The 25,824-nt window shown below is 71.7% G+C and carries 25 protein-coding genes; 14 read left to right on the top strand and 11 right to left on the bottom strand.

The features are described from left to right. Window positions 1-37 precede the first annotated feature (37 nt). The 3 genes from hisD to ACWDEW_RS18250 all read left to right on the top strand — a co-directional run bounded on the left by hisD (window position 38) and on the right by ACWDEW_RS18250 (window position 4,314). Window positions 38-1,339 (top strand): histidinol dehydrogenase, encoded by a 1,302-nt coding sequence (gene hisD, locus ACWDEW_RS18260; RefSeq protein ID WP_450513990.1) that lies wholly within the window; start codon window positions 38-40, stop codon window positions 1,337-1,339. Next, window positions 1,336-2,106: an SDR family NAD(P)-dependent oxidoreductase gene (locus ACWDEW_RS18255; protein ID WP_450513989.1), complete on the top strand. Its 771-nt coding sequence runs from the start codon at window positions 1,336-1,338 to the stop codon at window positions 2,104-2,106. The genes hisD and ACWDEW_RS18255 overlap by 4 nt, the downstream gene beginning before the upstream one ends. 297 nt (window positions 2,107-2,403) lie before the next feature. Next, a complete protein-coding gene (locus ACWDEW_RS18250; protein ID WP_450513988.1) occupies window positions 2,404-4,314 on the top strand; it encodes a hypothetical protein in 1,911 nt (636 codons plus the stop codon). Between the two features lie 58 nt (window positions 4,315-4,372). Here the strand turns inward: ACWDEW_RS18250 and ACWDEW_RS18245 are convergent, their stop codons facing one another. Beyond that, entirely contained in the window at window positions 4,373-4,771 is a 399-nt protein-coding gene (locus ACWDEW_RS18245) for a nuclear transport factor 2 family protein (protein WP_450513987.1), read from the bottom strand. A gap of 70 nt (window positions 4,772-4,841) precedes the next feature. On the opposite strand from ACWDEW_RS18245, the gene ACWDEW_RS18240 reads away from it, so the two are divergent. From ACWDEW_RS18240 to cynS, 3 genes are all read left to right on the top strand, one after another. Further along, window positions 4,842-5,405, top strand: coding sequence for a PadR family transcriptional regulator (locus tag ACWDEW_RS18240; protein ID WP_450513986.1), 564 nt, complete (start codon window positions 4,842-4,844; stop codon window positions 5,403-5,405). Between the two features lie 5 nt (window positions 5,406-5,410). Further along, complete coding sequence (locus ACWDEW_RS18235; protein ID WP_450513985.1) at window positions 5,411-6,136, top strand: class I SAM-dependent methyltransferase; 726 nt, start codon at window positions 5,411-5,413, stop codon at window positions 6,134-6,136. A gap of 82 nt (window positions 6,137-6,218) precedes the next feature. Further along, the gene (gene cynS, locus ACWDEW_RS18230) at window positions 6,219-6,665 is read left to right on the top strand and encodes a cyanase (protein ID WP_450513984.1); all 447 of its coding nucleotides are present in this window, start codon (window positions 6,219-6,221) and stop codon (window positions 6,663-6,665) included. Window positions 6,666-6,679: 14 nt separating this feature from the next. On the opposite strand, the gene ACWDEW_RS18225 is transcribed toward cynS, so the two are convergent. Beyond that, on the bottom strand, window positions 6,680-7,825 hold the full coding sequence (locus ACWDEW_RS18225; RefSeq protein WP_450513983.1) for an RNA polymerase sigma factor: 1,146 nt from the start codon (window positions 7,823-7,825) through the stop codon (window positions 6,680-6,682). Beyond that, window positions 7,822-8,241, bottom strand: a complete 420-nt coding sequence (locus ACWDEW_RS18220) for a YciI family protein (RefSeq protein ID WP_450513982.1) — start codon at window positions 8,239-8,241, stop codon at window positions 7,822-7,824. Before ACWDEW_RS18220 ends, ACWDEW_RS18225 begins: the two co-directional genes overlap by 4 nt. Before the next feature lie 260 nt (window positions 8,242-8,501). Here ACWDEW_RS18220 and ACWDEW_RS18215 point away from each other — a divergent pair, with 260 nt between their 5' ends. Then, on the top strand, window positions 8,502-9,737 hold the full coding sequence (locus tag ACWDEW_RS18215; protein ID WP_450513981.1) for a glycosyltransferase: 1,236 nt from the start codon (window positions 8,502-8,504) through the stop codon (window positions 9,735-9,737). A gap of 143 nt (window positions 9,738-9,880) precedes the next feature. Beyond that, window positions 9,881-12,055, top strand: coding sequence for an RNA polymerase recycling motor ATPase HelR (gene helR, locus ACWDEW_RS18210; RefSeq protein WP_450513980.1), 2,175 nt, complete (start codon window positions 9,881-9,883; stop codon window positions 12,053-12,055). Between the two features lie 46 nt (window positions 12,056-12,101). Here the strand turns inward: helR and ACWDEW_RS18205 are convergent, their stop codons facing one another. The 3 genes from ACWDEW_RS18205 to ACWDEW_RS18195 form a co-directional block, all read right to left on the bottom strand. After that, entirely contained in the window at window positions 12,102-12,842 is a 741-nt protein-coding gene (locus ACWDEW_RS18205; RefSeq protein WP_450513979.1) for a GntR family transcriptional regulator, read from the bottom strand. 154 nt (window positions 12,843-12,996) lie between these two features. Next, entirely contained in the window at window positions 12,997-14,163 is a 1,167-nt protein-coding gene (locus ACWDEW_RS18200; protein WP_450513978.1) for a serine hydrolase domain-containing protein, read from the bottom strand. Between the two features lie 108 nt (window positions 14,164-14,271). Beyond that, window positions 14,272-15,240, bottom strand: coding sequence for an acetylxylan esterase (locus ACWDEW_RS18195; RefSeq protein ID WP_450513977.1), 969 nt, complete (start codon window positions 15,238-15,240; stop codon window positions 14,272-14,274). Window positions 15,241-15,343: 103 nt separating this feature from the next. On the opposite strand from ACWDEW_RS18195, the gene ACWDEW_RS18190 reads away from it, so the two are divergent. Further along, a complete protein-coding gene (locus tag ACWDEW_RS18190) occupies window positions 15,344-16,702 on the top strand; it encodes an 8-oxoguanine deaminase (protein WP_450513976.1) in 1,359 nt (452 codons plus the stop codon). 100 nt (window positions 16,703-16,802) lie between these two features. On the opposite strand, the gene ACWDEW_RS18185 is transcribed toward ACWDEW_RS18190, so the two are convergent. The 3 genes from ACWDEW_RS18185 to ACWDEW_RS18175 all read right to left on the bottom strand — a co-directional run bounded on the left by ACWDEW_RS18185 (window position 16,803) and on the right by ACWDEW_RS18175 (window position 18,923). Then, entirely contained in the window at window positions 16,803-17,387 is a 585-nt protein-coding gene (locus tag ACWDEW_RS18185; protein ID WP_450513975.1) for an Rv1733c family protein, read from the bottom strand. Window positions 17,388-17,569: 182 nt separating this feature from the next. Further along, the gene (locus tag ACWDEW_RS18180) at window positions 17,570-18,325 is read right to left on the bottom strand and encodes a ferredoxin reductase (RefSeq protein WP_450513974.1); all 756 of its coding nucleotides are present in this window, start codon (window positions 18,323-18,325) and stop codon (window positions 17,570-17,572) included. Next, entirely contained in the window at window positions 18,318-18,923 is a 606-nt protein-coding gene (locus ACWDEW_RS18175) for a sulfite oxidase-like oxidoreductase (protein ID WP_450513973.1), read from the bottom strand. The genes ACWDEW_RS18180 and ACWDEW_RS18175 overlap by 8 nt, the downstream gene beginning before the upstream one ends. Before the next feature lie 226 nt (window positions 18,924-19,149). Between ACWDEW_RS18175 and ACWDEW_RS18170 the strand changes: the two genes are divergently transcribed. After that, window positions 19,150-20,076: an NADP-dependent oxidoreductase gene (locus ACWDEW_RS18170; RefSeq protein ID WP_450513972.1), complete on the top strand. Its 927-nt coding sequence runs from the start codon at window positions 19,150-19,152 to the stop codon at window positions 20,074-20,076. Then, a complete protein-coding gene (locus ACWDEW_RS18165; RefSeq protein ID WP_450513971.1) occupies window positions 20,073-20,795 on the top strand; it encodes a GNAT family N-acetyltransferase in 723 nt (240 codons plus the stop codon). The genes ACWDEW_RS18170 and ACWDEW_RS18165 overlap by 4 nt, the downstream gene beginning before the upstream one ends. Window positions 20,796-20,805: 10 nt before the next feature. On the opposite strand, the gene ACWDEW_RS18160 is transcribed toward ACWDEW_RS18165, so the two are convergent. After that, window positions 20,806-21,210 (bottom strand): MarR family winged helix-turn-helix transcriptional regulator, encoded by a 405-nt coding sequence (locus ACWDEW_RS18160; RefSeq protein ID WP_450514108.1) that lies wholly within the window; start codon window positions 21,208-21,210, stop codon window positions 20,806-20,808. Between the two features lie 283 nt (window positions 21,211-21,493). Here ACWDEW_RS18160 and ACWDEW_RS18155 point away from each other — a divergent pair, with 283 nt between their 5' ends. Then, a complete protein-coding gene (locus ACWDEW_RS18155; protein ID WP_450513970.1) occupies window positions 21,494-22,297 on the top strand; it encodes a putative protein N(5)-glutamine methyltransferase in 804 nt (267 codons plus the stop codon). Here the strand turns inward: ACWDEW_RS18155 and ACWDEW_RS18150 are convergent. After that, a complete protein-coding gene (locus tag ACWDEW_RS18150) occupies window positions 22,287-23,021 on the bottom strand; it encodes a hypothetical protein (protein WP_450513969.1) in 735 nt (244 codons plus the stop codon). The genes ACWDEW_RS18155 and ACWDEW_RS18150 overlap by 11 nt on opposite strands. A gap of 207 nt (window positions 23,022-23,228) precedes the next feature. Here ACWDEW_RS18150 and ACWDEW_RS18145 point away from each other — a divergent pair, with 207 nt between their 5' ends. Next, on the top strand, window positions 23,229-25,244 hold the full coding sequence (locus ACWDEW_RS18145) for an FAD-dependent oxidoreductase (RefSeq protein WP_450513968.1): 2,016 nt from the start codon (window positions 23,229-23,231) through the stop codon (window positions 25,242-25,244). 22 nt (window positions 25,245-25,266) lie between these two features. Continuing rightward, window positions 25,267-25,803 carry a PadR family transcriptional regulator gene (locus ACWDEW_RS18140; RefSeq protein ID WP_450513967.1) on the top strand — a complete coding sequence of 179 codons (537 nt, stop codon included), beginning with the start codon at window positions 25,267-25,269 and terminating at the stop codon, window positions 25,801-25,803. The last annotated feature ends 21 nt before the right edge of the window (window positions 25,804-25,824 follow it).

The following is a 25,824-nucleotide window of genomic DNA, read 5'->3' as shown; positions in this document are numbered from 1 at the left end:
CCGTCTGTCGCGAACCACCCGCAGAAAGGCCGCAGTTGTGGCAACGATCCTGAAGCACGCCGTGCCCAAGGCGGAGGTGACCGCCTCCCTCGACCAGGTGCGTGAGACCGTGACCGGCGTCATCGCGGACATCCGTGAGCGCGGTGACGCCGCCGTGCGCGCCTGCTCCGAGAAGTTCGACAAGTGGAGCCCCGACTCCTTCCGGCTGTCCGACGAGGAGGTCGAGAAGATTGTCGCGTCGGTGCCGCAGCAGGTCATCGACGACATCCGCTTCGTCCAGGACCAGGTGCGCGGCTTCGCCCGCCACCAGCTCGACTCCCTGCGGGAGTTCGAGGTCGAGACCCTGCCGGGAGTGCGCCTCGGCCAGAAGCACATCCCGGTGCAGGCGGCGGGCGCCTACATCCCCGGTGGCCGCTACCCACTCACCGCCTCCGCCCACATGACCATCGTCACCGCCAAGGTCGCGGGCGTACCCCGGGTCGTCGCCTGTACGCCGCCCATCCACGGCGAGATCCCGGCCGCCACCGTCGCCGCCATGCACCTCGCCGGCGCCGACGAGATCTGGCTGCTCGGCGGGGTGCAGGCGGTGGCCGCCATGGCCGTCGGAACGGACACGATGCGGCCGGTGAACCTCATCGCCGGACCCGGCAACGCCTATGTCGCCGAGGCGAAGCGGCAGCTCTTCGGGGAGATCGGCATCGACCTGTTCGCCGGACCGACCGAGATCCTCGTCCTCGCCGACGAGCAGGCCGACCCGTTCGTCTGCGCCGTCGACCTGCTCTCCCAGGCCGAGCACGGCCCGGACTCCCCGGCCGTCCTGATCACCACCTCCCGCGAGGTCGCCGAGCGGACCGTCGCAGAGGTGGAACGCCTCCTGCCCGCCATGCCCACCCGCGACTTCGCCGGGCCCGCCTGGCGCGACCACGGCCAGGTGCACGTCGTCGACACGCTCGACGAGCTGTACGCTCTCGCCGACGAGTTCGCCTTCGAGCACGTGGAGGTGCTGACCGCCGAACCCCGCCTCGCGCTGGAGCGCATGACCCAGTACGGCGCCCTCTTCCTCGGCGAGGGCACCTGTGTGTCGTTCGGCGACAAGGTCATCGGCACGAACCATGTGCTGCCCACACGTGGTGCCGCGCGCTACACCGGCGGTCTGTGGGTGGGGAAGTACCTCAAGACGGTGACCTACCAGGAGATCACCGACGCCGATTCCCAGGCGCTGTTGGGGCGGCTGTGCGGGCGGGCGGCCCGCGTCGAGCTGTTCGAGGGCCACGCGCGCTCCGGTGACGTACGCGCCGCGAAGGCCGCGGGCGACGAACTGCCCTGGAACACCGCATGACACTGGAAGGCCGCACAGCGCTCGTCACCGGCGGCGGCGGACCGCTGGGCCGTGCCTTCGCGCTCGCCCTCGCGGACGCCGGCGCGCGGGTGGTCCTGGTCGGGCGCAACGAGTCGGCGCTCGCGGACGCGGCGGCGCATGTGGTCAAGGACGGCGGACAGGCCCGTACGGCCGTGTGCGACGTCTCCGACCCTTCCGCTGTCGGCGCCCTGGCCGCCCAACTCGCAGACGAAGAGGTGTCGTTGCTCGTCAACAACGCCGGAGTCGCGGGCCCCGTCCGGCCCCTCGTCGACATCGAGCCGGGCGAGTGGGACGACGTGTTCGCCGCCAACGTCCGGGGCGTCTATCTGATGTGCCGGGCCTTCCTGCCGCCGATGCTGGCGGCCGGACGCGGCGACGTCGTCAACGTGGCCTCGGTCAGCGGCAAACGTCCCCTGCCCAACCGCACCCCGTACACCGCCTCCAAGATGGCGCTGCTGGGACTGACGCGGACGCTGGCGGGGGAGGTCGGACCGCGGGGTATCGCGGTCAACTCCCTTTCCCCGGGCCCGGTTCGGGGCCCGCGCATGGACCGCAACTTCCGGCTCACCGCCGAACTGACCGGCTGTACGGTCGCCGAGGCCGAACGCGACTTCGCCTCCCGGGCCGCCCTCGGTCGGCTCGTGGAGGAGTACGAGGTCGCGCGGGCACTCGTGGCCATGCTGGCGATGCCCGGGCTGTGCGGGGCGGACATCGACCTGTCGGCGGGGATGATCGCTCCGGCGTAGCGGAACAGCGTGCGGTGAACGGTGAGGTGGACGGCCCACGAGCCGCCCGCCTCACCGCCGTGTCCGAGCTTGCCCACCCGCTATGACAACTCTGTGTAACCGCCATGAAATGGTCGGCGTGATCCGAGGCATCGGACTCCGATATGTGTGTGCCGCCCGCCTGTTCCCTGGTTCTCACGGCTGCTTCACTCCCTCGTGCGCACCTTCGGTGCCTCCGCCGGGCCCGTCCGCACCCCGCGTTCGACGGCCGGCCGGTCACACTGCGCGACGGCGCATCGATCCCTGGAAAGGCAAGCAATGACGCTGATCACCCGACGCTCGGTCCTGATCGCCGGTACCGCCACGGCCGGCGCCGTACTGGTGCCGGCGGTCTCCGCCACCGCCGCGCCGACGGCCAAGAAGGCTTCGGGCACCCGGATCTCGGTGGCATCCGGCGAGACGTACACGGTCTCCGCGACCACTCGCGTGAGCGAGCTGACCATCGCCTCCGGCGGGAAGATCGTCGCCCCGGACGGTTCCAGCCTCTCGCTGACCGTCGACGGCGTGGAGACCGGCCAGCTGCTCACCGCCACCGGCGCCACGGCCACCCTGATCCAGGCCGGCACCTACCGGGGCGACGTCGTCCTGACCGTCGCCGCGGCCAACGAGGTCACGTACGAGACGCTCACCTTCCCCTTCCGGCAGGCGGTCTACGTCGACGGCGACGGCGTGGTCAAGGACAAGTCCGTCCTCGCCGCCGTCCTCGGGGGCAAGCTCACCGACGCCTACGCCCGGAACGTGTCGATCACCTCGACCGGCGAGTGCTTCGACGGCGTGTACGTCCAGGACGCCACCTACACGCTCGACCGGCCCACCATCTCCCTTACGGGCAACGGCCGTTGCGACTTCGCGGGCTACGGCGCGGCGGTCGTCGGCGACGGTTCCTCGACCACGCTCGTCGTGGACGGCGCCCGCATCGACAACAAGGGCGTCGTCCGGACCGCCGTCATCGCCAACGACGGCGCCAATGTCATCGTCAAGGACTCCGTCCTCCGCGCCCGCAACGGCGTACTGCCCGCCGACTACCAAGCCACCGTGGAAACCCCGTACATGGAGTCAGTGCCCTGGATGCTCGGCCTCGACGGCAACGTCCGCGCCACCAATCTGATCGGCAAGAACAGCAAGGCCACCTACCTCAACTCCACGATCTTCTCGGAGACGTGGGGCGCCCTGTCGGTCGAGGGCGGCAGCGGACTCAAACTGACCGCGATCAACAGCCACTTCGGCAACACGGGGGAGTACGGCTACGGCACCTACGCCATCGGCGACGCGACCGTGCGGGTACTCGGCTCGCGGCTCGACGTCGGCAGCTACGCGACCATCATCGCGGGCCCGGCCGCCGTCGTGCACTACGGCGACAGCACCAGGGCGGCTGTCTCCGCGCTCAACACCGAGCTGGAACTCGGGCTGTCCAGGATCGAGTTGGCGTCGATCCCGGTGCGCAACACCGTCGTGAACTCCGGGCACTTCGGCTACATGTTCTTCGGCACCGGCCAACTCACCCTCGACGGCGGCACGGTGATCAACTCCGAGCGGGCGACCTTCCTCAACAAGGGCCAGCAGACCACGATCAGCGTCGACGGCTCGCAGGGCGCCCGGCTCAACCCGCGCGACGGGATCATCCTCCAGATGATCGAGCTGGACGACCCGGGCCCGGTCCCGGTCAACGGCAAGATGATGAACATCGGCGTCTACACCGAGCCGACGGGCGACCCGGCGAAGGACGCGAGCTTCGACCCGACCGCCGTACACGCCACCGACGCAGCCGCGACCTTCAACTCCATAGCCTTGAAGGGCGACTTCTACAACGGCATGCGCAAGGGCAAGAACATGGTCCTCACCTTCGAGGACGCGAGCGTCGAGGGCGTCATCTCCGCGACGGCGGCCAAGCACCGGGTGTCCAGCATCGACGCGTCGACCTTCTACGAGCTGGGCATCGTCACCAACACCGCACAGGCCGCCGTCAACAACGGCGCGATCGTGCGGCTGAACAGCGGCTCGACCTGGACGGTCACCGGCACCTCGTACCTCACCCGGCTCGCCCTCGCCGCCGACGCGACCGTCAGGGCGCCCCGGGGCAAGCAGGTCACGCTGACGGTCGACGGGACGGCCACGGCCATCACGGCCGGGCAGACCTACTCGGGCGCGCTCACCCTGACCGTGGCGTGACCCGTGGCGGAGGCGCGAGGCCCAACCGACCGGCGCCTCCGCCTCCTTGGCGATCCGCTCAACCGATCCGCGCCTCCGCCTCCTTGACGATGCTCTCGAACTGCGCGGCCATCGCCTCCTGGAGAGCCTGCGCCCCCGACAGCGGACGGACCATGACCATCAGGTCGTCGATCAGGCCCTCCTCGTCGACGTGGATGAAGTCGCAGCCGGTCAGTTGACGGTCGCCGATCCGCGCGCTGAACACCAGCGCGTGGTCGGGGCCGTCCGGGTCGCCGATCTCCCGCTCGTAGCGGAAGTCCTCGAAGACCCGCGCGACGGCGTGCAGGATCGCCGCGGTGATCGCCTTCCCGGGATACGGCTTGAACACGACCGGGCTGGTGAAGACCACGTCCTCCGCCAGCAGCGCCTCGACGGCCTCCATGTCCTGCGCCTCGACCGCCTCACGGAACGCGCGCATCGGCTCACCTCATAGTCAATTAGTTGAGTAGGTGTGGATGAGACTAATCAACCGCTGTTAGCGTGTCCACATGTCCCTCAAGTACGCGGTCCTGGCGGCCCTCCTGGAAGGGGAGGCCTCGGGCTACGAACTGGCCAAGACCTTCGACGTGTCGCTGGCGAACTTCTGGCCCGCGACCCCGCAGCAGCTCTACCGCGAACTGGAGCGCCTCGCCCAGGACGGACTGATCGAGGCACGGGTCGTCCAGCAGGAACGCAGGCCCAACAAAAGGATGTTCACGCTCACCGAGGCCGGCCGCCGCGACCTCGACGCCTTCGCCGCCGAGCCGCCCAGGCGGCCCACCGCCATCCGCGACGAGTTCCTCATCAAGATCCAGGCCATGGACGGCACCGACCCCGCAGTGATCCGCGAGCTGATCGAGGAGCGCAGCTCGTGGTCGCGCGGCAAGCTGGACCGATACGAGCGGGTACGGGACCACCTCCTCGGCGGGCGGACCGAGGAGGAGTACCTCCGGGACGCCGACCGCGTCGGGCCGTATCTCACGCTGATGGCCGGGATCACCTTCGAGGAGGAGAACCTGCGCTGGTGCGAACGCGTTCTCGCGATCCTGAAGCAGCGGGTTGCCCTAGGCTGACCCGGATGTTCAGCCCCGAAGGTCCCAGCCTGCGTGAACTCGCCGTCCAGGCGCTGTCCTCCGTCGAGCACGGCTACGACCTGCTCGCGCCCAAGTTCGACCACACCCCCTTCCGGACACCGGCCCCGGTGCTCGACGCGGTCGCCTCGGCACTGCGGCGCATCGGGCCCTTCGACGACGGACTCGACCTCTGCTGCGGCACCGGCGCGGGTGCCGAAGCGCTGACCACGGTGTGCCGACGGACCGTCACCGGCGTCGACTTCAGCGCGGGCATGCTCGCGGTCGCGCGAGAGCGGGTGAAGAGCGACGAGCCGAGCGTCGCGTGGGTGCGCGGTGACGCGCGGGCCCTGCCGTTCGGGGCCGACTTCGACCTGGTGGTCAGCTTCGGCGCGTTCGGCCACTTCCTGCCCCGCGAACTTCCGGGCCTGTTCGCCCAGGTCCGCTCCGTGCTGCGGCCCGGTGGATGCTTCGCGTTCCCCGTCCTGGCGCCGCCGCGCCCCACCTCGCCCGCGTACTGGATGCTGTCCGGCTTCGACACGGTGATGAAGATCCGCAACGCCGTCTGGCGCCCGCCCTTCGTCATGTACTACCGGGACTTCCAACTCGGCTTTGTCCAGCGGGAATTGCAGCGGATCGGCTTCGACGTCGACCTGTACGCCCTGTCCGAGTTCGGGCATCGCGGCGACGGCAGTCCCCGCGTCCGCATGGTCGCGGCACGGCGGCGGCCGTAGGGGCTCCGTTGTCGGGGGATGGGTGATCTCCTACGCTGAGCGGGCGGGTGACCAGGAGTGCTGTCCGGGAACGGAGTTGCGCATGCTCAGCAAGGCTGAAGCCGCCGAGGCGGTCCGACAGGCCAAGGTGAAGACCGGTGTCACATGGGCCCAGTTGGCGGAGGCGGTGGGCCGACCGCTCGCCTGGACCACCGCGGCCCTGCTGGGCCAGCACCCCATGAACAAGGGCGAGGCGGCGACGGCCGCGGCCCTCCTCGAACTCGGCGAGGACGCCGCCCTCGCCTTCCAACTCCAGCCGACCCGCGGCGCGTTGGACGCGGCGATCCCCGTGGACCCCACGATCTACCGGCTCTACGAGGTCATCCAGGTCTACGGCCCCACCATCAAGGAACTGATCCACGAGCAGTGCGGCGACGGCATCATGAGCGCCATCAACTTTCGCCTCGACGTCAGCCGCGTGCCCGACCCGGCGGGTGACCGGGTCGTCATCACCCTCGACGGGAAGTACCTCCAGTACCAGTGGGAGTGACCGGGGCTCCGATCTCATTGACTCCGGCGGGAGTTGAGCCGGGCCGCCTGGCGGGTCAGGTGATCGCGCTCGGCGAGGTTGGGTGCCTTGTGTGCCGCTTCCGCGTACAGCCGGGCCGCCGTCGTCAGGTCGCCGTCCCGTTCGTGGAGGTAGGCCGCCACCGCCGTATGACGGGGGAGTGAGTCGTCGAGTGCCGCGAGCGCGGCGAGGCCGGCGCGCGGGCCGTCCGCCTCACCGACCGCCACCGCGCGGTTGAGACGGACCACCGGGCTGTCGGTCAGACCGACGAGTTCGTCGTACCACTCGACGATCTGCACCCAGTCCGTTTCCGTGGCGCAGGGCGCGTCCGCGTGCAGCGCCGCGATCGCGGCCTGCGCCTGGAACTCTCCCAACCGGTCGCGGGCGAGGGCGAGTTGGAGGATCGTGACGCCCTCGGCGATCAATGTCGTGTCCCACCGGGCGCGGTCCTGCTCGGCGAGCGGTACCAGGCTGCCGTCGGGTGAGGTCCGGGCGGCGCGGCGGGCGTGGTGGAGCAGCATGAGGGCGAGCAGGCCCGACACCTCGGGGTGGTCGATCGCGCCCGCGACCTGCCGGGTGAGCCGGATGGCCTCGGCGGCGAGGTCGACGTCACCGGAGTAGCCCTCGTTGAAGACCAGGTAGAGGACGCGCAGCACGGTGGCCACATCGCCGGGCTGGTCGAACCGAACCCCGGACACGGTGCGCTTGGCCCGGCTGATGCGCTGCGCCATCGTCGCCTCGGGCACCAGATAGGCCTGGGCGATCTGCCGGGTGGTGAGCCCGCCGACCGCGCGCAGCGTGAGCGCGACCGCCGACGACGGCGTCAACGACGGGTGGGCACACAGGAAGTAGAGCTGGAGCGTGTCGTCCGTGGCAGGAGCGGGGCCGGGAGCGGGCTCCTCGTCCACCAGGTCCTCGCGTCTACGGCGGGCGGTGCCCGCCCGCGTCGCGTCGAGGAACCGCCGCCAGGCCACCGTGACGAGCCACCCCTTCGGGTCGCGCGGCGGATCGTCCGGCCAGACCCGCACCGCCTCGACGAGCGCGTCCTGTACGGCGTCCTCGGCCGCCGCGAAGTCTGCTCCGCGGCGGACGAGAATGCCGAGCACACTCGGCGTGAGGCTCCTCAGCAGGACGTCGTTCACTTGAAGGTGCAGTCCGTGGTGGTCGAGTGCGTGCCCAGGAACGGGCGCAGCTCCAGCCACTCGTGGATCGGCCTGCCACCGGCTCCGGGGGCGGCCGACAGCTCACCGGCCAGCTCCACGGCCCGCTCGTAGCTGTCGACGTCGATGATCATCCAGCCGGCGATGACGTCCTTGGTCTCGGCGAACGGGCCGTCGCTGACCGGCGGGCGCCCCTCGCCGTCGTAGCGGACGAACGTCCCCTCGGGGGAGAGCGCCTGGCTGTCGACGAACTCGCCGGACTTCTCCAGCCGGGCCGCGAAGTCGTTCATGTACTGCACATGGGCCGTGATCTCCTCGGGCGTCCACTGGTCCATGGGGACGTCGTTCACGGCGGCGGGGGCGCCGCGGTAGTGCTTCAGCAGCAGGTACTTGGCCATGGTCGTTCTCCTCGGTGCCGGCGCGACCCATTGTGGTCGCGTTCACCTCGGGGACGGAGCCGGGCGCGGGTTCTCGACATCGGCGAGCGGATTTTCTCGCGCGAGTTTCGCGGGCTCGGCGGGGGAGGGGGGAAAGGGAGGCGTACTCACTCCTCTGCCCTTCTTAACGTATAGCGCACCGGGGGGCTTGCGGCAAGGCCCCGGTCGTACCGCAGAATGTCCGGCCTGAGGGCATGACCTGCGGAAATGGGAGTCGCGGAATGCGTGTGCTGTTGACGACGTGGGGATCGCGCGGGGATGTCGAACCCGTCGCGGGACTCGCGGCCCGACTGCTGGAACTCGGCGCGGAGGTGAGCGTCGCCGCACCGCCGGACGAGGAGTTCGTGGAGCTGCTGGACCGGGCCGGTGTGCCGCTGCTGCCGCTCGGGCCGACGGTTCGCTCGGTCGTGACCGGGGCCAAGCCGCCGACGGCGGCGACCGCGTTCCGGCTCGCGCCCGAGCTGGTCGCCGCCCGGTACGAGACGCTGCTGCCGGCGGCCGAGGGGTGCGACGTGCTGCTGGCGAGCGGTCTGATGCCGACCGGCGCCCGCTCGGTGGCCGAGAAACTGGGCATCCGCTATGTGTTCGCCTGCTTCCACACGGCCGGGCTGCCGTCGTCGAAGTACCGGCCACTGGCGCGTCCCGGCCATCAGTCCTCGCCGGAGGAGACCGACATCAAGGTGCTCTGGGAGGAGGACGCCCAGCGGGTGAACGCCCTGTACCGCGACGCGGAGAACCGGCACCGGGCGGCGATCGGCCTGCCGCCGGTGGACAACGTCCGCGACCACGCGTTCACCGAGCGGCCGTGGCTGGCCTCGGACCCCGACCTGTTCCCGTGGCAGGACCAGACGGATCTGGACCTCGTGGTGACCGGACCGTGGATCCTGCCCGACGAGCGCCCGCACCCCGCGGATCTGGAGGTGTTCCTGAAGGCGGGCGAGGAGCCGGTGTACGTGGGCTTCGGCAGCATGGCACTCCGTACCTCGCCCGACGTGGCCCGGGACGCCGTGGCAGCGGCGCGGGCGCACGGCCGCCGCGTCGTTCTCGGCCGCGGCTGGGCGAACCTGGCTCCGATCGACGACCGGGACGACTGCTTCGTCGTGGGCGAGGTCAGTCACCAGGCGCTGTTCCGCCGGGTCGCCGCCGTCGTGCACCACGGTGGTGCGGGCACCACGACGGCGGCCACGCAGTCCGGCGCGCCCCAGGTGGTCGTGCCGCAGATCGTGGACCAGCCATACTGGGCCGCACGGGTTGCCGAACTGGGCATCGGCGTCGCACACGACGGGCCGACGCCGACCTACGACTCCCTGTCGGCCGCTCTCACCACAGTCCTGACCCCCGAGGTCCGGGCCCGGGCACGGACCGTGGCCGGCGAGCTCCGCACCGACGGGACGACGGTGGCCGCGAAGATGCTCCTCGACCCGGCCGGCGGGGAAAGGCCGCCCACGCGCGCGTGAACCGGCCGAACCCGCAACACGAGAACCCGCCGAACCCCGTACGACAGAGCCGGCCCAACCCCGCACACGAGAACCCGTACGCACCGGTTCGCACGGCCTGCCGCCCGCACGGCCGTGAGCGACCGCAGATCGGAATTGATGCCGTGAACCCCCTGACCACCAGCGCTTTCGACCTCCCGGACCGGCTCTCCGCCAAGGCCGACCCGGCGCTGATCGCCGGCGACGAGCAGCACTTCGCGGCCATCGCGGAGTCCCTGGCCCAGTCGATCGCGGAACTGACCGGGCGCCTCGACGCCGAGCGGAGGGCGCCGGGGGGCATCGGCCGGGCGGCGATGGACCGGGACACGGAGATCCACCGGCTCACCACACGGCTGCGGACCCTGCGCCGCTTCGGCCTGGACCTGTGTCTGGGCCACATGGTCGACGCCACCACATCCGAGCCCGTGTACATCGGGCGGCTCGGCCTCACGGACAGCACCGGCCGACGGCTGCTGCTCGACTGGCGCTCGCCCGCCGCCGAGCCGTTCTTCGGCGCCACCCACGCCAACCCGATGGGCCTGGCGAGCCGCCGCAGGTACCGCTGGACCCGTGGCCGGATCAGCGACTACTGGGACGAGGTGTTCACCGCCGACGGCTTCGCCGGGCATGCCGCGCTCGACGACCAGTCCGCCTTCATCGCGAGCCTCGGCGGCAACCGTTCGGGCCGGATGCGCGATGTGCTCGGTACCATCCAGGCCGACCAGGACGCCATCATCCGCGCGGGATCACGCGGCGCACTCGTCGTGGACGGCGGCCCCGGCACCGGCAAGACCGTCGTCGCCCTGCACCGCTCCGCCTACCTCCTCTACTCCGACCCGCGCCTCGGCCACCGCAGGGGCGGCGTGCTGTTCGTTGGCCCGCACCGGCCCTACCTGGACTACGTCGCCGACGTCCTCCCCAGCCTCGGCGAGGAGGGCGTGCAGACCTGCATCCTGCGGGACCTCGTCGACGAGGGCGCCGCGGCGGGCATCGAGGCCGACCCGGAGGTGGCCCGTCTGAAGTCGTCCGTCGAGCTGGTGCGGGCGATCGAACCCGCCGTGCGGTTCTACGAGGAGCCGCCCACCAAGGGCATGAACGTCACCACCCACTGGTCCGACATCTGGCTGAGCGCCGAGGACTGGGCCGTCGCCTTCGAGGCGGCCGAACCCGGTACCCCGCACAACGAGGGCCGCGAGCAGGTCTGGCAGGAGCTGCTCACGATCCTGGTCGACAAGCACGAGGACACCGGCTCGGCCCAGGACGGCGCGGTCACACCCGCCCTGCTCCGCAAGTCGCTGCGGCAGAACCGCGAACTGCTCACCGCCTTCAACCAGGCCTGGCCGCTGCTCGAAGCGGCCGACCTCGTCGGAGACCTGTGGACGGTGCCCGCCTACCTGCGCAAGTGCGCCCCCTCGCTGAGCCGCGAGGACGTCCAGCGGCTGCAGCGCGCGGACGCCCAGGCCTGGACGGTGTCCGACCTCCCGCTGCTCGACGCGGCGCGGCAGCGCCTCGGTGACCCGGAGTCGGCGCGCCGCAAGCGCCGGCAGGAAGCCGCGGTCGCCGCCGAACACGCCCGCAGGACCGACGTCATCGACAGCCTGCTGCAGAACGTCGAGATCGACGAGAGCGAGGGCGCGATGGGCATGCTGCACGGACAGGACCTGCGCGACGCCCTGATCGACGAAGCGGCCCAGCCCGGCGTCGAACCCGACCTGCTCGCCGGGCCGTTCGCGCACATCGTCGTGGACGAGGCCCAGGAACTCACCGACGCGGAATGGCAGATGCTGCTCGTGCGCTGCCCGTCCCGCAGCTTCACCATCGTCGGTGACCGCGCCCAGGCCCGGCACGGTTTCACGGAGTCGTGGCAGGAACGGCTGAAGCGGATCGGCCTGGACCGGATCGACCTGGCCTCCCTGACCATCAACTACCGCACGCCGGAAGAGATCATGACGGAGGCCGAGCCGGTCATCCGCGCGGTACTCCCGGACGCCAATGTGCCGACGTCCATCCGCAGCAGCGGCATTCCCGTCGTCCACGGTCCCGTCACCGACCGGGAGTCGATCCTCGGCACCTGGCTCGCCGAGCACGCCGAGGGGATCGCCTGTGTCATCGGTGACCCGGACTTCCGGGCCACGCCCCGCGTCCGGTCGCTGACTCCCGAGCTGTCCAAGGGACTTGAGTTCGACCTGGTCGTGCTCGTCGACCCGGAGACGTTCGGCGAGGGCATCGAGGGAGCGGTCGACCACTATGTGGCGATGACCCGGGCGACCCGGCAACTCGTCGTGCTGACCAGCGCCTGACACCGGGTGGCGCGCGGCGAGCCGGACCCGCCGCTCGCCACCCGGTTCAGCCCGCCGACGGAACCGTGAACTCGTAGATCAGGGCGTCCTGTTGGGCCTCCACCACCAGGTCGGTGATCTCCAACGGGCGCGCGTACTGGTCGTGCACACGCCGGGTCACCCGCACCGAGGGCGCGTTCGCGACCTGGGTGATGGTGTCCCGGTGGTGCAGGGTCAGGCCGGCCCGGCGCATCCAGTCGTAGGCGCGCCGCAACTGGGCGGACGCGGAGCCGTCGGCGCGGTCGCGGTAGCGGGCCAGTTCCGCCACCTCGGCCAGCGCCACCGCCGAGAAGGACGTGACGGCCGTGCGTAGTCCGCTGCCGTCGGCCGCCGCGGACGCGTAGTGGTGCACCAGGGTCGGGCGGTGCGGGGCGAGCCCCAGGGCCTCGGCGTGCTCGGGCGGGGGAGTCTCCCAGGTCACGGAGGTCCGGTCGGTGCCGGTCGGGTCGGTGCTCCGGGCGCCGACCGGGAAGGTGAGGGAGGACGGGGTCTCGACCGGCAGACCGGGCAGTGTGGCGTGGCTGCCGCGCCGGTCGGTGGCGACCAGACCGTCTCTGCGCAACAGCTCCAGCGCCTGCCGTACGGTCTCCCGGCTGACCTGGAAGTGTTCGGCCAACTGCCGTTCGGCGGGCAGGCGTTCGCCGGGCGGGATGGTGCCGTCGTGGAGTTCGGCGAGCAACTGGGTGGCGACCTTCCCGTAGAGGGGCTGGTCGTCGGCGGTCGGGTGATGGGGGGTGGTGCGGGCCATGCCGCGCCTCCTGAGGGTGACAAGACTGAGGGCAGAACCGGTGACAAGACGTAGCCGTGCGGGCTCGTTGCGCAACCAGATCTAGCATTGGTCTAAACCACCAGGGAAGAGCGGCAGGGCAGTTAGGCCGAAACCGACCCGCGCCGATCACTCCTCACAGCGCGCCGTACAGGGCGTCGATCAGGGCCGCCTTCCGTGGGTCGTCGGCGATATGAGGCCCCATCCGGTTCATCACGTAGCCCAGCGACACGCCCGCGTCCGGGTCGGCCAGACCGCAGGAGCCGCCGAAGCCGTCGTGTCCGAAAGCCCTCGGGTCGGGACCGTAGGAGCCGTTCGGGCCGCTGAGCCACAGGCCGAGCCCGATCTCCGTCTCGTGCGCGAAGCCCGCGCCCAGCACCAGGTCACGGCAGCTGCCCTGGCCCTCGCGCACCCGCTCGGCCGCCTCGGGGGAGAGGATCCGGTGGCCGCCGTAGGAACCGCGTCCGGCGAAGACGCCGTACAGCGCGGCGATCGCGCGGGCGGTGCCGTGGCCGTTCGCCGCCGGGATCTCCGCGGCTCGCCACTCCGGGGTGTTGGCCTCGGCCGCACCCGCGATCGGGTTGGTCAGCGCGGCGATGGCGGCGGGTGCCAACTGGCTGAAGATCGCCGCCTGTTCACTGGTCGACGCGACGGGCGGGTGCACCAGCTCGGCCGCCCGCCCGGCCTCCTTCTCCGGCAGGCCGATGGTGAAGTCGATCCCGAGCGGGCCGGTGACCTCCCGCTCCAGGAACGCGCCCGGCAGCAACCCCGAGACGCGGCGCACGACTTCGCCGACGAGGAAGCCGAAGGTGAGCGCGTGGTACCCGGACCGCGTCCCCGGCTCCCACCAGGGCTCCATGGCCGCGAGCCGCCGAGTCGTCAACTCCCAGTCGTAGAGCTGCGCGAGGGAGTGCGGCTCGCGCAGGCCGGCCAGTCCCGCGCGGTGCGACAGCAGGTGTCGTACGAGAACGTTCTCCTTGCCGGCGGCGGCGAACTCCGGCCAGTACGTGGCCACTCGGGCGTCGAGGTCGAGCAGGCCCCGGTCGGCGAGGATGTGGGCGCACAGGGCCACCGGGCCCTTGGTCGTGGACCACACGTTGACCACCGTGTCGCGCTCCCAGGGGCGGGTCCGTGCCGCGTCGGCCCAGCCGCCCCACAGGTCCACCACGGTCTCGCGGTCCAGCGTCACGGTCACGGCGGCGCCGAGTTCGTCACGGTCCCGGAAGTTCTCCTCGAACGCCGTACGCACCGCCGCGAAGCGGGCGTCGCAGTGGCCGTCGACGGCCGGCTGGTGCTCGGACATGGTGCCTCCGTGGTACGCCGTGGGTCCGGGCCGCGACGCTGCGGCCCGGACCTCCTGAACATACCGACTGGTCGGACCGGATGGAAGGTGTCGTACGTGCGGTCGTGGTCAGACGTACGACCGCAGCCAGTCCAGCTTGGCCGCCTCCTGGTAAGGCCCGCCGCCCTCGTGGTCGTTGAAGTCGTAGACCTCGATCCGCTTGTCCTCGTACGCCCAGGCGTTGAACGCGGCGAACACGGTCGAGGGCGGGCAGGTCTGGTCCTCCAGGCCGGTCGAGAAGAGGGCGGGGGCTCGGCCACGGGCCGCGAAGTGGACGCCGTCGAAGTACGAGAGCGTGCGCAGCACGTCCTCGGTGCGGCCGCGATGGGTCTTCAGGTAGTTGCCGATCTCCCGGTACGGGTCGCGGTCCGTGAGGGTCGCGGCACGCGGGTAGTCGCACAGGAACGGCACGTCCGGCGCGATCCCGGCCAGATCGCCGACCAGCCCGCCCACGGCGAGGGTGATGCCGCCGCCCTGGCTGGCGCCGAGCGCCACCGTGCGCGCGGGGTCGACCGACGGGTGCGAGCGGGCCGCCTCGACGGCCCGCACTCCGTCCGTGAACACACGGCGGTAGTAGTAGTTCTCGGGGGCGTCGATGCCCCGGGTCATGAAGCCGGGGTACGCGGGCGCGCCGCCCACCGGGTCCGGGGTGCCACCGCCGCCGCCCCACGCGCTGCCCTGGCCGCGTGTGTCCATCACGAAGTGCGCGCGGCCCGTCGACGCCCACAGCAGGTTCTCGTGCGGGAGCCCCCGGCCGCCGCCGTAACCGACGAACTCCACGACCAGCGGCAGGGGTTGGGTCGCAGCGGCCGGCAGTCGCAGCCAGCCCTTCACCGGGTGGCCGCCGAACCCGGCGAACGTCACGTCGTACACCGTCACCGTGGACAGTCCCGCGTCGACCGGTTCGAAGCGGGCGGCCAGATCGTGCTCGCGGGTCTCCTGGAGGGTCTTCGACCAGAAGGCGTCGAAGTCCTCGGGCTCGGCGGACGCGCTGCGGTACTCACGGAGTTCGTCGAGCGGAAGGTCGAACAGGGCCATCGATGACCGCCTTTGTGAAGTGTGAGTGCGGATGATCACACCGTACGTGCGACATCGGAGGACTCGCCAGGCCCGTGCGGGGTCCCGCGCCTACCATGTCGGCATGTCGTCTGCCGTGGATCTGCTGGTCAAGGACGCCGAACTGCTCGTCGTGGACGGCGGGCGGGAGATCCCGGGCGGCTGGGTCGCCGTCACGGGTGGTCGGGTCACCGCCGTCGGCGCGGGAGGGGCCGAGCCCGACGCCGCCACGACCGTCTCGGCGGCCGGGCGGCTCGTCACCCCGGGCCTGATCAACACCCATCACCACATCTACCAGAACCTCACCCGCTCCTACGCCCCCGCCGTCAACGGCACCCTCTTCGACTGGCTGACCACGCTCTACCCGCTGTGGGCGGGCCTCGACGAGGAGGCCGCGTACGTGTCCGCGTACGTCGGTATGGCGGAACTCCTCATGGGCGGCTGCACCACATCCTCCGACCACCTCTATGTGCATCCGCGCCCCTACCTGGTCGACGCCGAGATCCGCGCCGCCCGCGACATCGGCTTCCGCTTCCACGCGACCCGCGGTTCGATGACCCGGTCCGTCGAGGACGGGGGACTGCCGCCGAGGAGCGTCACCCAGAGCACGGAAGAGGTGCTCGCCGACAGCGAGCGGCTCATCAAGGCCCACCACGACCCGGAACCCGGCGCGCTGATCCGGGTCGCGCTCGCACCCTGCTCGCCGTTCTCGGTCACCAAGGACGTGATGACGGCGACCGCGGAACTCGCCGAGCGCTACGACGTACGGCTGCACACCCACCTCGCCGAGGACCGGGACGAGGACACCTACTGCCAGGAGACCTACGGCTGCCGGCCCGTCGAGTACTTCGAGGACACCGGGTGGATGAGCGACCGCACCTGGGTCGCGCACTGCATCTACCCGAACGACGACGAACTGCGCCGCCTGGCCGCCGCCGGTGTCGGTGTGGCGCACTGCCCCAGCTCCAACATGCTGATCGGCGGGGGCACGGCCCGCGTGAAGGAGATGCGCGAACTCGGGCTGCCGGTCGGGATCGGCTGCGACGGCTCCGCCTCCACCGATCACGCCTCGCTCTGGATGGAGACCCGCGGCGCGCTGCTGCTCGGCCGCTACCGGGGCGGACCGGGCGCGATGACCGCACGTGACGCCCTCGACATCGCGACCCGCGGCTCGGCGCGCTGCCTGGGCCGCGCCGACGAACTGGGGCAGCTGCGGCCGGGCGCGTGTGCCGACCTGGTCGTCTGGGACCTGCACGAGGTCGCCCTGGCCGGTGCGCTGAGCGACCCCGTCGAGGCGTGGCTGCGCTGCGGACCGGCACGGGCGTGGACCACGGTCGTGGGCGGTCGGGTCCTCGTCGACCGGGGTGAACCGGTGCTGCCCGCGCTGGGGGATGTGCTGCGCGACCACGGGCGGATCGCGCGGCGGATGCAGCGGGGCGTGTAGGGGCGGCCGAGACGTTGTGCGACGACAGCTCGACTCCGTTGCGCGGATGCGCCGTTGAGCCCTGGCGGTGAACCCCGGGACGCCGATGGGGATCCGCGGGTCACGCCCGCCGCCGGGTCCACTCCGGTTCCGTGAGTGCCCAGTCCCGCTCCCACTCGGCCAGCCGATGGCGCAGCGCGACCCGCCGGGTCACCGCGGACGCGAGGAGGACCAGGCCGGCCACACCGCCCGCGACCCACACGCCAACCGTCACCGTGTGCTCCCAGATCGCCACGTCGTCCGCGGGCGCGTCGACACTGCGGCCCTTCGCGTCGAGCCACACGTCCACCACGTCACCGCGTGCCGTACCCGCCGGGACCTCGACCGTGGCCGTACGCGGCCCGTCACCCGGCTCGGTCCAGCGCACCGTCACCAGCACGGAGCGCGGGCTGGTGTCCTTCACCGAGGGGGTGCCGACGGGCGGGTTGCCGACGACCTGTGCGGGGACGCGATGACGGTCGACCCGCTGGGCCGCGGCGATCGTCCGGGCCTGGTCGTGGGCCCAGAGACCGGCGACGGCGCCGGCCGCGGGGGCGCCCAGGAACAGGAGGAGGGCGACGGCCAGCGCCGTCCACTGTGCCACGACGTCCGACCGGCGCCGCAGGGGATTGTGCCGTCGGCCTCGACTCCGTACCCGTGTCCGCATGCCGGCCTCCTCGCCGTCACCGGAGCCGAGGAGCCGGAAGACCTGTGCCGGGGCTGTCCGCCGCTGCCTCGACGCCGCGCACGTGTGCGAGCGTCCCTATGCAAGTCGTACCCCCTCCGAGGCACTTCCCTCAACCGGAGCACAGGATCGGCCGGTGGTGCGGGCACGGCCCCGGGCGGATCTCAGCCGAAGCGCTCGATGCGGATGCGGTCCACCGGCTGTCCCGCCTCGACCAGCAGCCGCGACGCATGCTCGGCGAACCCGTTCGAGCCGCACACATACGCCTCCCACCCACCGGGAGGCCGCTCGGCCAGGATCGGCGCCACATGGGCCGCGGCCATACGTTCCACCGGCACACCCTGTGGCGCGCTGCGCGTGAAGACGGTCGTCGTCTCGGCGCCGTACTCCCGCGCGTAGATCAACTCCTCGGGACCGCGCGCCGACACCACCAGCCGCAGCGGCACCGACAGCCGCCGTGCCCGGTGCTGCCGGAGCATCGACATCAGCGGTACGACCCCGGAACCGGCGCCCAGCAGCAGCGCGGGCCGGTCGCCGGGCCAGGCGAAGAAGCCGCTCAGCGGGCCGCGCACCTCGACCGTGTCACCGGGTTCGGCCACCGTGTGGAACCAGCCGGAGACCTCGCCGCCCTCGACATGGTCCAGGGTCAGTTCCACATGCCCGGTGTCGTCCGGGTGCGAGGCGATCGAGTAGTGGCGCTGCGCCACATAGCCGTCCTCGGCGCGCAGCCGCAGCATCAGGTGCTGGCCCGCGAGGTGGCCGCTCCAGCCGGGCACCGCGAACCGGAACGTCGAGGCGTGCGGGGTCTCCCGGCGGATCTCGGTGAGGGTGGCCGTCTGCCACACCGCGGCGGCCCGGTTGCTCACCGCGATGCGTCCCGGCACCGCGAACCTGGTGGTGGGGGCGAAGGCGTCAGTCACCGGAGTACCGCTGTTCCTCCCAGGGGTTGCCCCGGGCGTGATAGCCGTTCTGCTCCCAGAAGCCGGGCTCGTCGTGGTCGAGGAGACGCAGCCCTGCGATCCACTTGGCGCTCTTCCAGAAGTACAGGTGCGGCACCAGCAGCCGGGCGGGCCCGCCGTGCTCGGCGGGCAGCGGCTTCCCGTCGTACTCCCACGCGATCCAGGCACGGCCGCCGGTGACGTCGGAGAGCGGGAGGTTCGTGGTGTACCCGGTGTGCGCATAGGCGACCACATGGGTGGCGGACAGATGGGGCCGCACCGCATCGAGGAACGCGTCCAGCGAGACGCCCCCGAACCGCACCCCGAACTTCGACCAGCTGGTCACACAGTGGATGTCACCCTCGTAGGCCGACGCGGGCAGTTCGTGGGCCTGCGTCCAGTTCCAGGTGCGCGGCTCCTCGACCAGTCCGTCGACGCGGAACGTCCAGTCGGCGGGCGCCAGGTCGGGGGTGACCTCGGCGGACAGGACGGGCCAGTCGTCGCCCGCGTCGTACTGGCCGGGCGGCAGGCCGGCGTCGGGGACGCGGGGGCGTCCGGTGAAGCCTCGGGTGACGTGCATACGGGTGGGGCCTCCAGGCCGCTGCGGCGCGGGTCCGCCGGGCGAGCGTGATCAGTGGTTTCTCGTTTCAACGGTACGCGTCCACCGGGTATGCCCAGGTCCGAGGGGTACCGCCGATCATTGCGGCCGTATGAACTCTCCGCGCTCCGGGGAATAGCCGCCCGGCGGCCGACCTTGGTCCTGAGTGCCGGCGATGTGCTGACTGCGAAGGAGAGTGAGGGAGCAGATGCCGAAGGCATACGTCTTCACGCGTTACGGGGGACCTGAGACGGAGGCGCTCGTAGAGGTCGACCGGCCGAGTCCCGGTCCCGGTGAAGTCCTTGTCGCGGTGCGCGTGGCCGGGGTGAACCCGGTCGACTGGAAGCTGCGCACCGGCTACCGGCGGCCCGGCGAGACGGACACCCGCACGTTCCCCGCGGTCTTCGGCAACGAGGTCTCCGGCGTCGTCGAGGAGATCGGCGCGGGCGTGGACGGCATCGCCGTCGGCGACGAGGTCTTCGGCAACACGGTGGCCGGCGGCTACGCCGAGTACGCCCTGCTCCCCGCGACGATCACCGCGCACAAGCCCGCCGAGCTCTCCTTCCAGGACGCCGCCACCCTCCCCGTCGCCGCGGCCACCGCCTACGACGGCGTCCGCCAGCTCGGCCTGCCCGCCGGCGCGACCGTGCTGGTCACCGGCGCGGGCGGCGGTGTCGGCTCCGCGGCCCTGCAGATCGCCCGGGCCCTCGGACTGCGTGCCGTGGGCGTGGCGAGCGAGGGCAAGAAGGACTTCGTGGAGTCGCTGGGCGCGGTCCACGTCCCGTCCGGCGCCGACCTGGCCGTACGGGTGCGGGCGGTCGCCCCGGACGGTGTCGACGGCGTCTACGACCTCGTCGGCGGCGAGGTGCTCGCCGAGGCCGCGACCCTGCTCACCGACCCCGCGAAGCTGGTCACCGCCGGGGCCCCCGCACCCGAGGTCGAGAAGCTCGGCGGCGCCCGGGTCCAGCGGGCCCGCGGCACGGCCGTCCTCGACGTGGTCGCGCGGCTCGTGGTGGGCGGCGAACTGGACCCGCACGTGACGCGGACCTTCCCGCTCGATCAGTCGGGCGAAGCCCTGCGCACCGTCGAGGACGGTCACGCGCGCGGCAAGATCGTGATCGAGGTCTCCGCATGAGCACCTCCGACGAACGCCTCCTCGACAACCCCGCCCGCGCCGCCCTCACCGGCCCGCACGCCCACTTCGCCGAGCGGCGCGGCCGGATCCTGCGCTACCCGGTCGACGTCTCCCCGTGGCTGGCCCTGCCCGACGAGCCCGACGCCGACGACTGGGCGGACGTCGCCGCGCTCGCCGGGCCGGGCGCGGAGATCCCGCTGCTGGGCTTCCGGGGCCGGGTCCCGGACGACTGGGAGATCACATTCGACATCGACGGCGTCCAGATGGTCGACGACGGTCTGGCCGCCGCACCGGACCCCGAGGCGGTCCTCCTCGGCCCCGCCGACGTGCCCGAGATGCTCGACCTGGTGGAGCGGACCAGGCCGGGCCCCTTCCTGCCCCGCACCGTCGAACTCGGCACCTACCTGGGCATCCGCCGCGGCGGCGCCCTCGTCGCCATGGCAGGCGAACGGCTCCGCCTGCCCGGCTGGACCGAGATCAGCGCCGTCTGCACCGACCCGTCCGTTCGCGGCCAGGGCTTGGCCAGCCGCCTGATCCTCGCCGTCGCCCACGGCATCCGCGAACGCGGCGAGACCCCGTTCCTGCACACCGGTGCGGGCAACACCACCGCGATACGGCTCTACGAGTCCCTGGGCTTCCGGCTGCGCCGAACCACCGCGTTCCTCGCGGCACGGGCGCCGGAGCACCTGACCGAGAACCGGGCCGTCGGGGTGTCGTAGGACCGACTCCTCAGTTCTCCTCGGCGGGAGCCTCGCCCGACCACGCGTTGTAGCGCTCCAGATAGCCGGCGAACCGCTGCAGATCCTCCTCCGGCCAGTCCGCCAGCCGCTCACGGAAGGCGGCCTGGCGGTTCTGGGTGACCTGGGCGAGGATCCGGCGGCCGGCGTCGGTCAGATGCAGGACCTGGACGCGGTGGTCCTCGGTATCGGGACGCCGTTCGATGAGGCCGGCGCGCTCCAGGGCGGCGACCTGGCGGCTGACCGTGGACTTGTCGAGGGCGTAGTGCGCGGCCAGGTCGGTGGCCCGGCGGCCGTCGCGCTCCTCCAGGTGACTGAGCAGGGTGTACGACACCAGGGACAGCTCGGGGTGCAGTCGGCCGGCCGAGGCACGGGCCCGCCGCGCGAAGGTCGTCATCTCGCGCTGGATGGTCTCCACGGCCCGGTCCGCTCCCACTGCGTCTCCTTCGCTCTCCTGGTTGCACAGTACAACTCAGTGCGGAGCCCGGCTCCTCGTCGGTCCCGCGCTTCGGGTACTGTTGCCCTCCGTCGCGGACGTCCGCGGCCCTGAACTCCTGGGAGGTGAGACCCATTTCCGCTGTGTCATGCCGGGTGCTCTCACCTCAGGACAGCTCGGATCACCGGTAGCAGGTGACCGCGAGAGCACCCTTCGGCCACCTCCCGAAAGGCTCTCGGCTTCCATGCCTCCTCTTTCCCCCGTTTCCCCCGCCTCCGTCGTCGCCGCGCTCCGTGCCGCGGGCTGTGTCTTCGCCGAGGACGAGGCGCGGCTGATCCTCTCCGCCGCCCGCACCCCGGACGAGGCCGCCGCCATGGTGGACCGCCGCGTCGAGGGACTGCCCCTCGAACTCGTCGTCGGCCACGCCGAGTTCAGGGGCCTGCGCATCGCCCTGGAACCCGGTGTGTTCGTGCCCCGCCGCCGTACCGAGTTCCTCGTCGAGCAGGCCCTCGCGCACTCCCCGGACGCGTCCGTCGTCGTGGACCTGTGCTGCGGTTCAGGTGCGGTCGGCGCGGCCCTCGCCGCCGCCCTCGGCCGGGTCGAACTGCACGCCGCCGACATCGACCCCGCCGCCACACGCTGTGCCCGCCGCAACGTGGCCGCGTTCGGCGGGCACGTCCACACCGGCGACCTGTTCGCCGCACTGCCGGGCGAGTTGCGCGGACGCGTCGACATCCTCGCGGCCAATGTGCCCTACGTCCCCAGCGGCGAGGTCGCTCTGTTGCCCGCGGAGGCCCGCGAGCACGAGCCGCTGGTCGCGCTCGACGGTGGCGCGGACGGCCTCGACATACTCCGCGAGGTCGCCGCCGGCGCGCCCGACTGGCTCGCCCCCGGCGGCTGTCTGCTCGTCGAGACCAGTGAGCGTCAACTCCCGTCAGCGGTCGAGGCGTTCAGGAACGCCGGTCTCGACACGCGGGCGGCCTACTCCGACGAGCTGTACGCCAACGTCGTGATCGGGGTCGCGTCGGCAGGCTCGGTCAGGTCGTAGCGCCGCTGCCGGACGGGCTGGGCGAAGGTGCACCGCTCGGGCCGCCGCGTCCCCACGGGCCGTGGCCGCCCCGGAACCCGCCCGGCCCGTCCTCGCCCTTGCGGTCGAGGGTGCCCGTGAAGACCCGGTCGGCGGTCCTGGTGCCGCTGTCGGAGCGGGTGCCGATCAGGGAGGCGGTGTCGCCCTTCTTGAGGGCGGCGGAGTTCTGGGCCGTGGCATCGGAGCTCATGGTCCAGGTCCACGAGGTCCCGTCGTCGCTCTTCACGGTGACCTGGTCGCCGTCCGCCTTCGTGACCGTTCCGCGCTGCCAGATCCGGACGACCCACTTGCCGGTGGAGTCGTCCTTGACCGTCGCCTGCCCGTGCACGGCCTTGCCGCCGACCCCGAAGCCGAACCACATGCCGCCCCCGTGCCGGAAGCCGGGCCCGCCGGGCGACGGCGAACCGGACGGGGCGGAGGACCCGGCCGCGGCGGGTGTCGCAGCACTGCCCGAACCTCCGGCGGTCGCCGCGTAGGCGACGCTTCCACCCAGCGCGAGCACACCCACAGTGACCGCGGCGATCACCGCCCGGGCCCGCTTCGAACGCTGCCGCCACAGCCGGTCGAGACCGTGCTCCCGCTCGGCCCCGCCGGGCCCGGTGAGGACCTCCCACTCGGGTGCGTGGTCCGGCATCGGCGGAATCGCCCCGGCGCTGTGGTCGTCGTGTTCAGGGTCGTGCGTCACGGCTCGCTCCCTCGGCCCGGGCGTCCGGCATCCCACGGCACGCCTCCCTGTGATTCTCGACTCCCCCCGATAAGGAACAGGTAACGGCTCCCTGTGAATCGCCCTGTGAATCCGGGGACCGGTCCGCCCGAGCCTTTGTGCAACTAGTTGCACAAACCTCGTCCCGTCCTCTACAAAAGAGGCACGACACCGCGCACGGAGGGCCCGATGAGCCGTTACCCGCACCTGCTGAACCCCCTCGACCTGGGCTTCACCACCCTGCCCAACCGTGTCCTCATGGGCTCCATGCACATAGGCCTGGAAGAGGCCGAGCGCGGTTTCGAGCGCATGGCGGAGTTCTACGCGGCCCGCGCGCGGGGCGGTGTCGGCCTGATCGTCACCGGCGGCATCGCGCCCAACGAGGCCGGCCGACCCTACGAGGGCGGCGCCAAGCTGACCACCGACGCCGAGGCCGCCCAGCACGCCGGGATCACCGCCGCCGTGCACCGCGAGGGCGGCCGGATCGCGATGCAGATCCTGCACTTCGGCCGGTACGCCTACCACCAGGACCTCGTCGCGCCGAGCGCCCTCCAGGCGCCGATCAGCCCCTTCGCGCCCCGCGCGCTCACCGACGCCGAGGTCGAGCAGACCATCGAGGACTACGTCCGCACGGCCCGCCTCGCCCGGCAGGCCGGCTACGACGGCGTCGAGATCATGGGCTCCGAGGGCTACCTCATCAACGAGTTCGTCGCCGCTCAGACCAACCACCGCGACGACCGCTGGGGCGGCTCCTACGAGAACCGCATGCGCTTCCCCGTCGAGATCGTGCGCCGGGTGCGCGAGGCGGTCGGCGAGGACTTCGTCATCGTCTACCGGCTGTCGATGCTGGACCTCGTCCCCGGCGGCTCCACACTCGACGAAGTCATCAGCCTGGCCAAGGCGGTTGAGGCCGCCGGGGCGACCATCATCAACACCGGCATCGGCTGGCACGAGGCGCGCATCCCGACCATCGCGACCTCGGTGCCGCGCGGCGCGTACACCTGGGTGACCAAGAAGCTGATGGGCGCGGTGTCCATCCCCCTCGTCACCACCAACCGCATCAACACCCCCGAACTGGCAGAGCAGTTGCTCGCCGACGGGTACGCCGACATGGTGTCGATGGCCCGCCCGATGCTCGCCGACCCGGACTTCGTCGCCAAGGCCGCCGCCGGCCGCTCCGACGCCATCAACACCTGCATCGGCTGCAACCAGGCCTGCCTCGACCACACCTTCAGCGGGAAGATCACCTCCTGCCTGGTCAACCCGCGCGCCTGCCACGAGACCGAACTCGTCCTCGCGCCAACCCGGTTGCGCAAGCGCGTCGCGGTCGTCGGCGCCGGCCCGGCGGGACTCGCCTGCGCGGTCTCCGCCGCCGAACGCGGCCACCAGGTCACGTTGTACGACGCCGCGAGTGAGATCGGCGGCCAGCTCAACGTCGCCCGACAGGTCCCGGGCAAGCAGGAGTTCGACGAGACACTGCGCTACTTCCGCACCCGGCTCGACGAGCACGAGGTGGACGTACGCCTCAACACCCTTGTGACGGCAGGTGACTTGGCGGACTACGACGAGGTCGTCGTCGCCACCGGCGTCACCCCGCGCACCCCCGACATCCCCGGCGTCGACCACCCCAGCGTCGTCGGCTACCTCGATGTCCTGCGCGACCGCGTCCCCGTCGGCGAGCGCGTCGCCATCCTCGGCGCGGGCGGCATCGGCTTCGACGTCGCCGAGTTCCTCACGGACGGCGGCGACAAGGCGAGCGAGGACCCGGAGACGTACTTCCGCGCCTGGGGCGTCGACATGGACTACGCGGCCCCCGGCGGCCTCGCCGCACCCGAGCGGCCCGCCCCGCCGCGTAGCGTCCACCTCCTCCAGCGCAAGGAGACCAAGGTCGGCGCCGGACTCGGCAAGACCACCGGCTGGATCCACCGTGCCGAGCTCAAGCACCGGGGCGTCACCATGGTCCCGGGCGTCCGCTACGACCTGATCGACGACGCCGGACTGCATGTCACCGTGGGCGAGGAGAGCACGGTCCTCGCCGTCGACACGATCGTGCTGTGCACCGGACAGGACCCGCGCCGCGATCTGTACGACCAACTGGCCGCCGCCGGACGCAGCGTGCACCTGGTCGGCGGTGCCGACGTGGCCGCCGAACTGGACGCCAAGCGGGCCATCAAGCAGGGCACCGAGGTCGCCGCCGTCCTCTGAGCGCCGTCCCTAGGATGACCCCATGTCACTCCCGCACGCGATCCTCACCGCCCTTCTGGAGAAGCCGTCCTCGGGGCTGGAGCTGACCCGGCGTTTCGACAAGTCGATCGGCTACTTCTGGTCGGCGACGCATCAGCAGATCTATCGCGAGCTGGGAAAACTGGAGGCCGAGGGCCAGATCAGGGCGCTCGCGACCGAGCAGCCGGCCCGCGGCCGGAAGAAGAGCTACGAGGTCCTGCCCGCGGGCCGCGCCGAACTGGCCCGCTGGACCGCGTCCGCCCAGGACCCCAAGCCGCTGCGCGACACGATGCTGCTGCGGCTGCGCGCGGCGGCGGTCGTCGGCACGGACGGCATCGAGGCCGACCTGCGCCGCCATCTCGACCTGCACCGGCGGCAGTTGGCGGAGTACGAGGAGATCGAGAAGCACGACTTCCCGCCCGGCAGGGACACCCCGCAGGACCGGCTGCGGCATCTCGTGCTGCGCGCGGGCATCGACCTGGAGACCTTCTGGACGCAGTGGCTCACGCACGCGATCGAGGAGTTCGCCGAGTTGCCGTAGGCCATGGGAGAGGGGCCGCCC

The sequence above is a fragment of the Streptomyces sp. NPDC001100 genome, from assembly GCF_053598575.1.
Note: the sequence above shows the minus strand (reverse complement) of the source record. Positions and strands in the feature narration are given on the sequence as shown.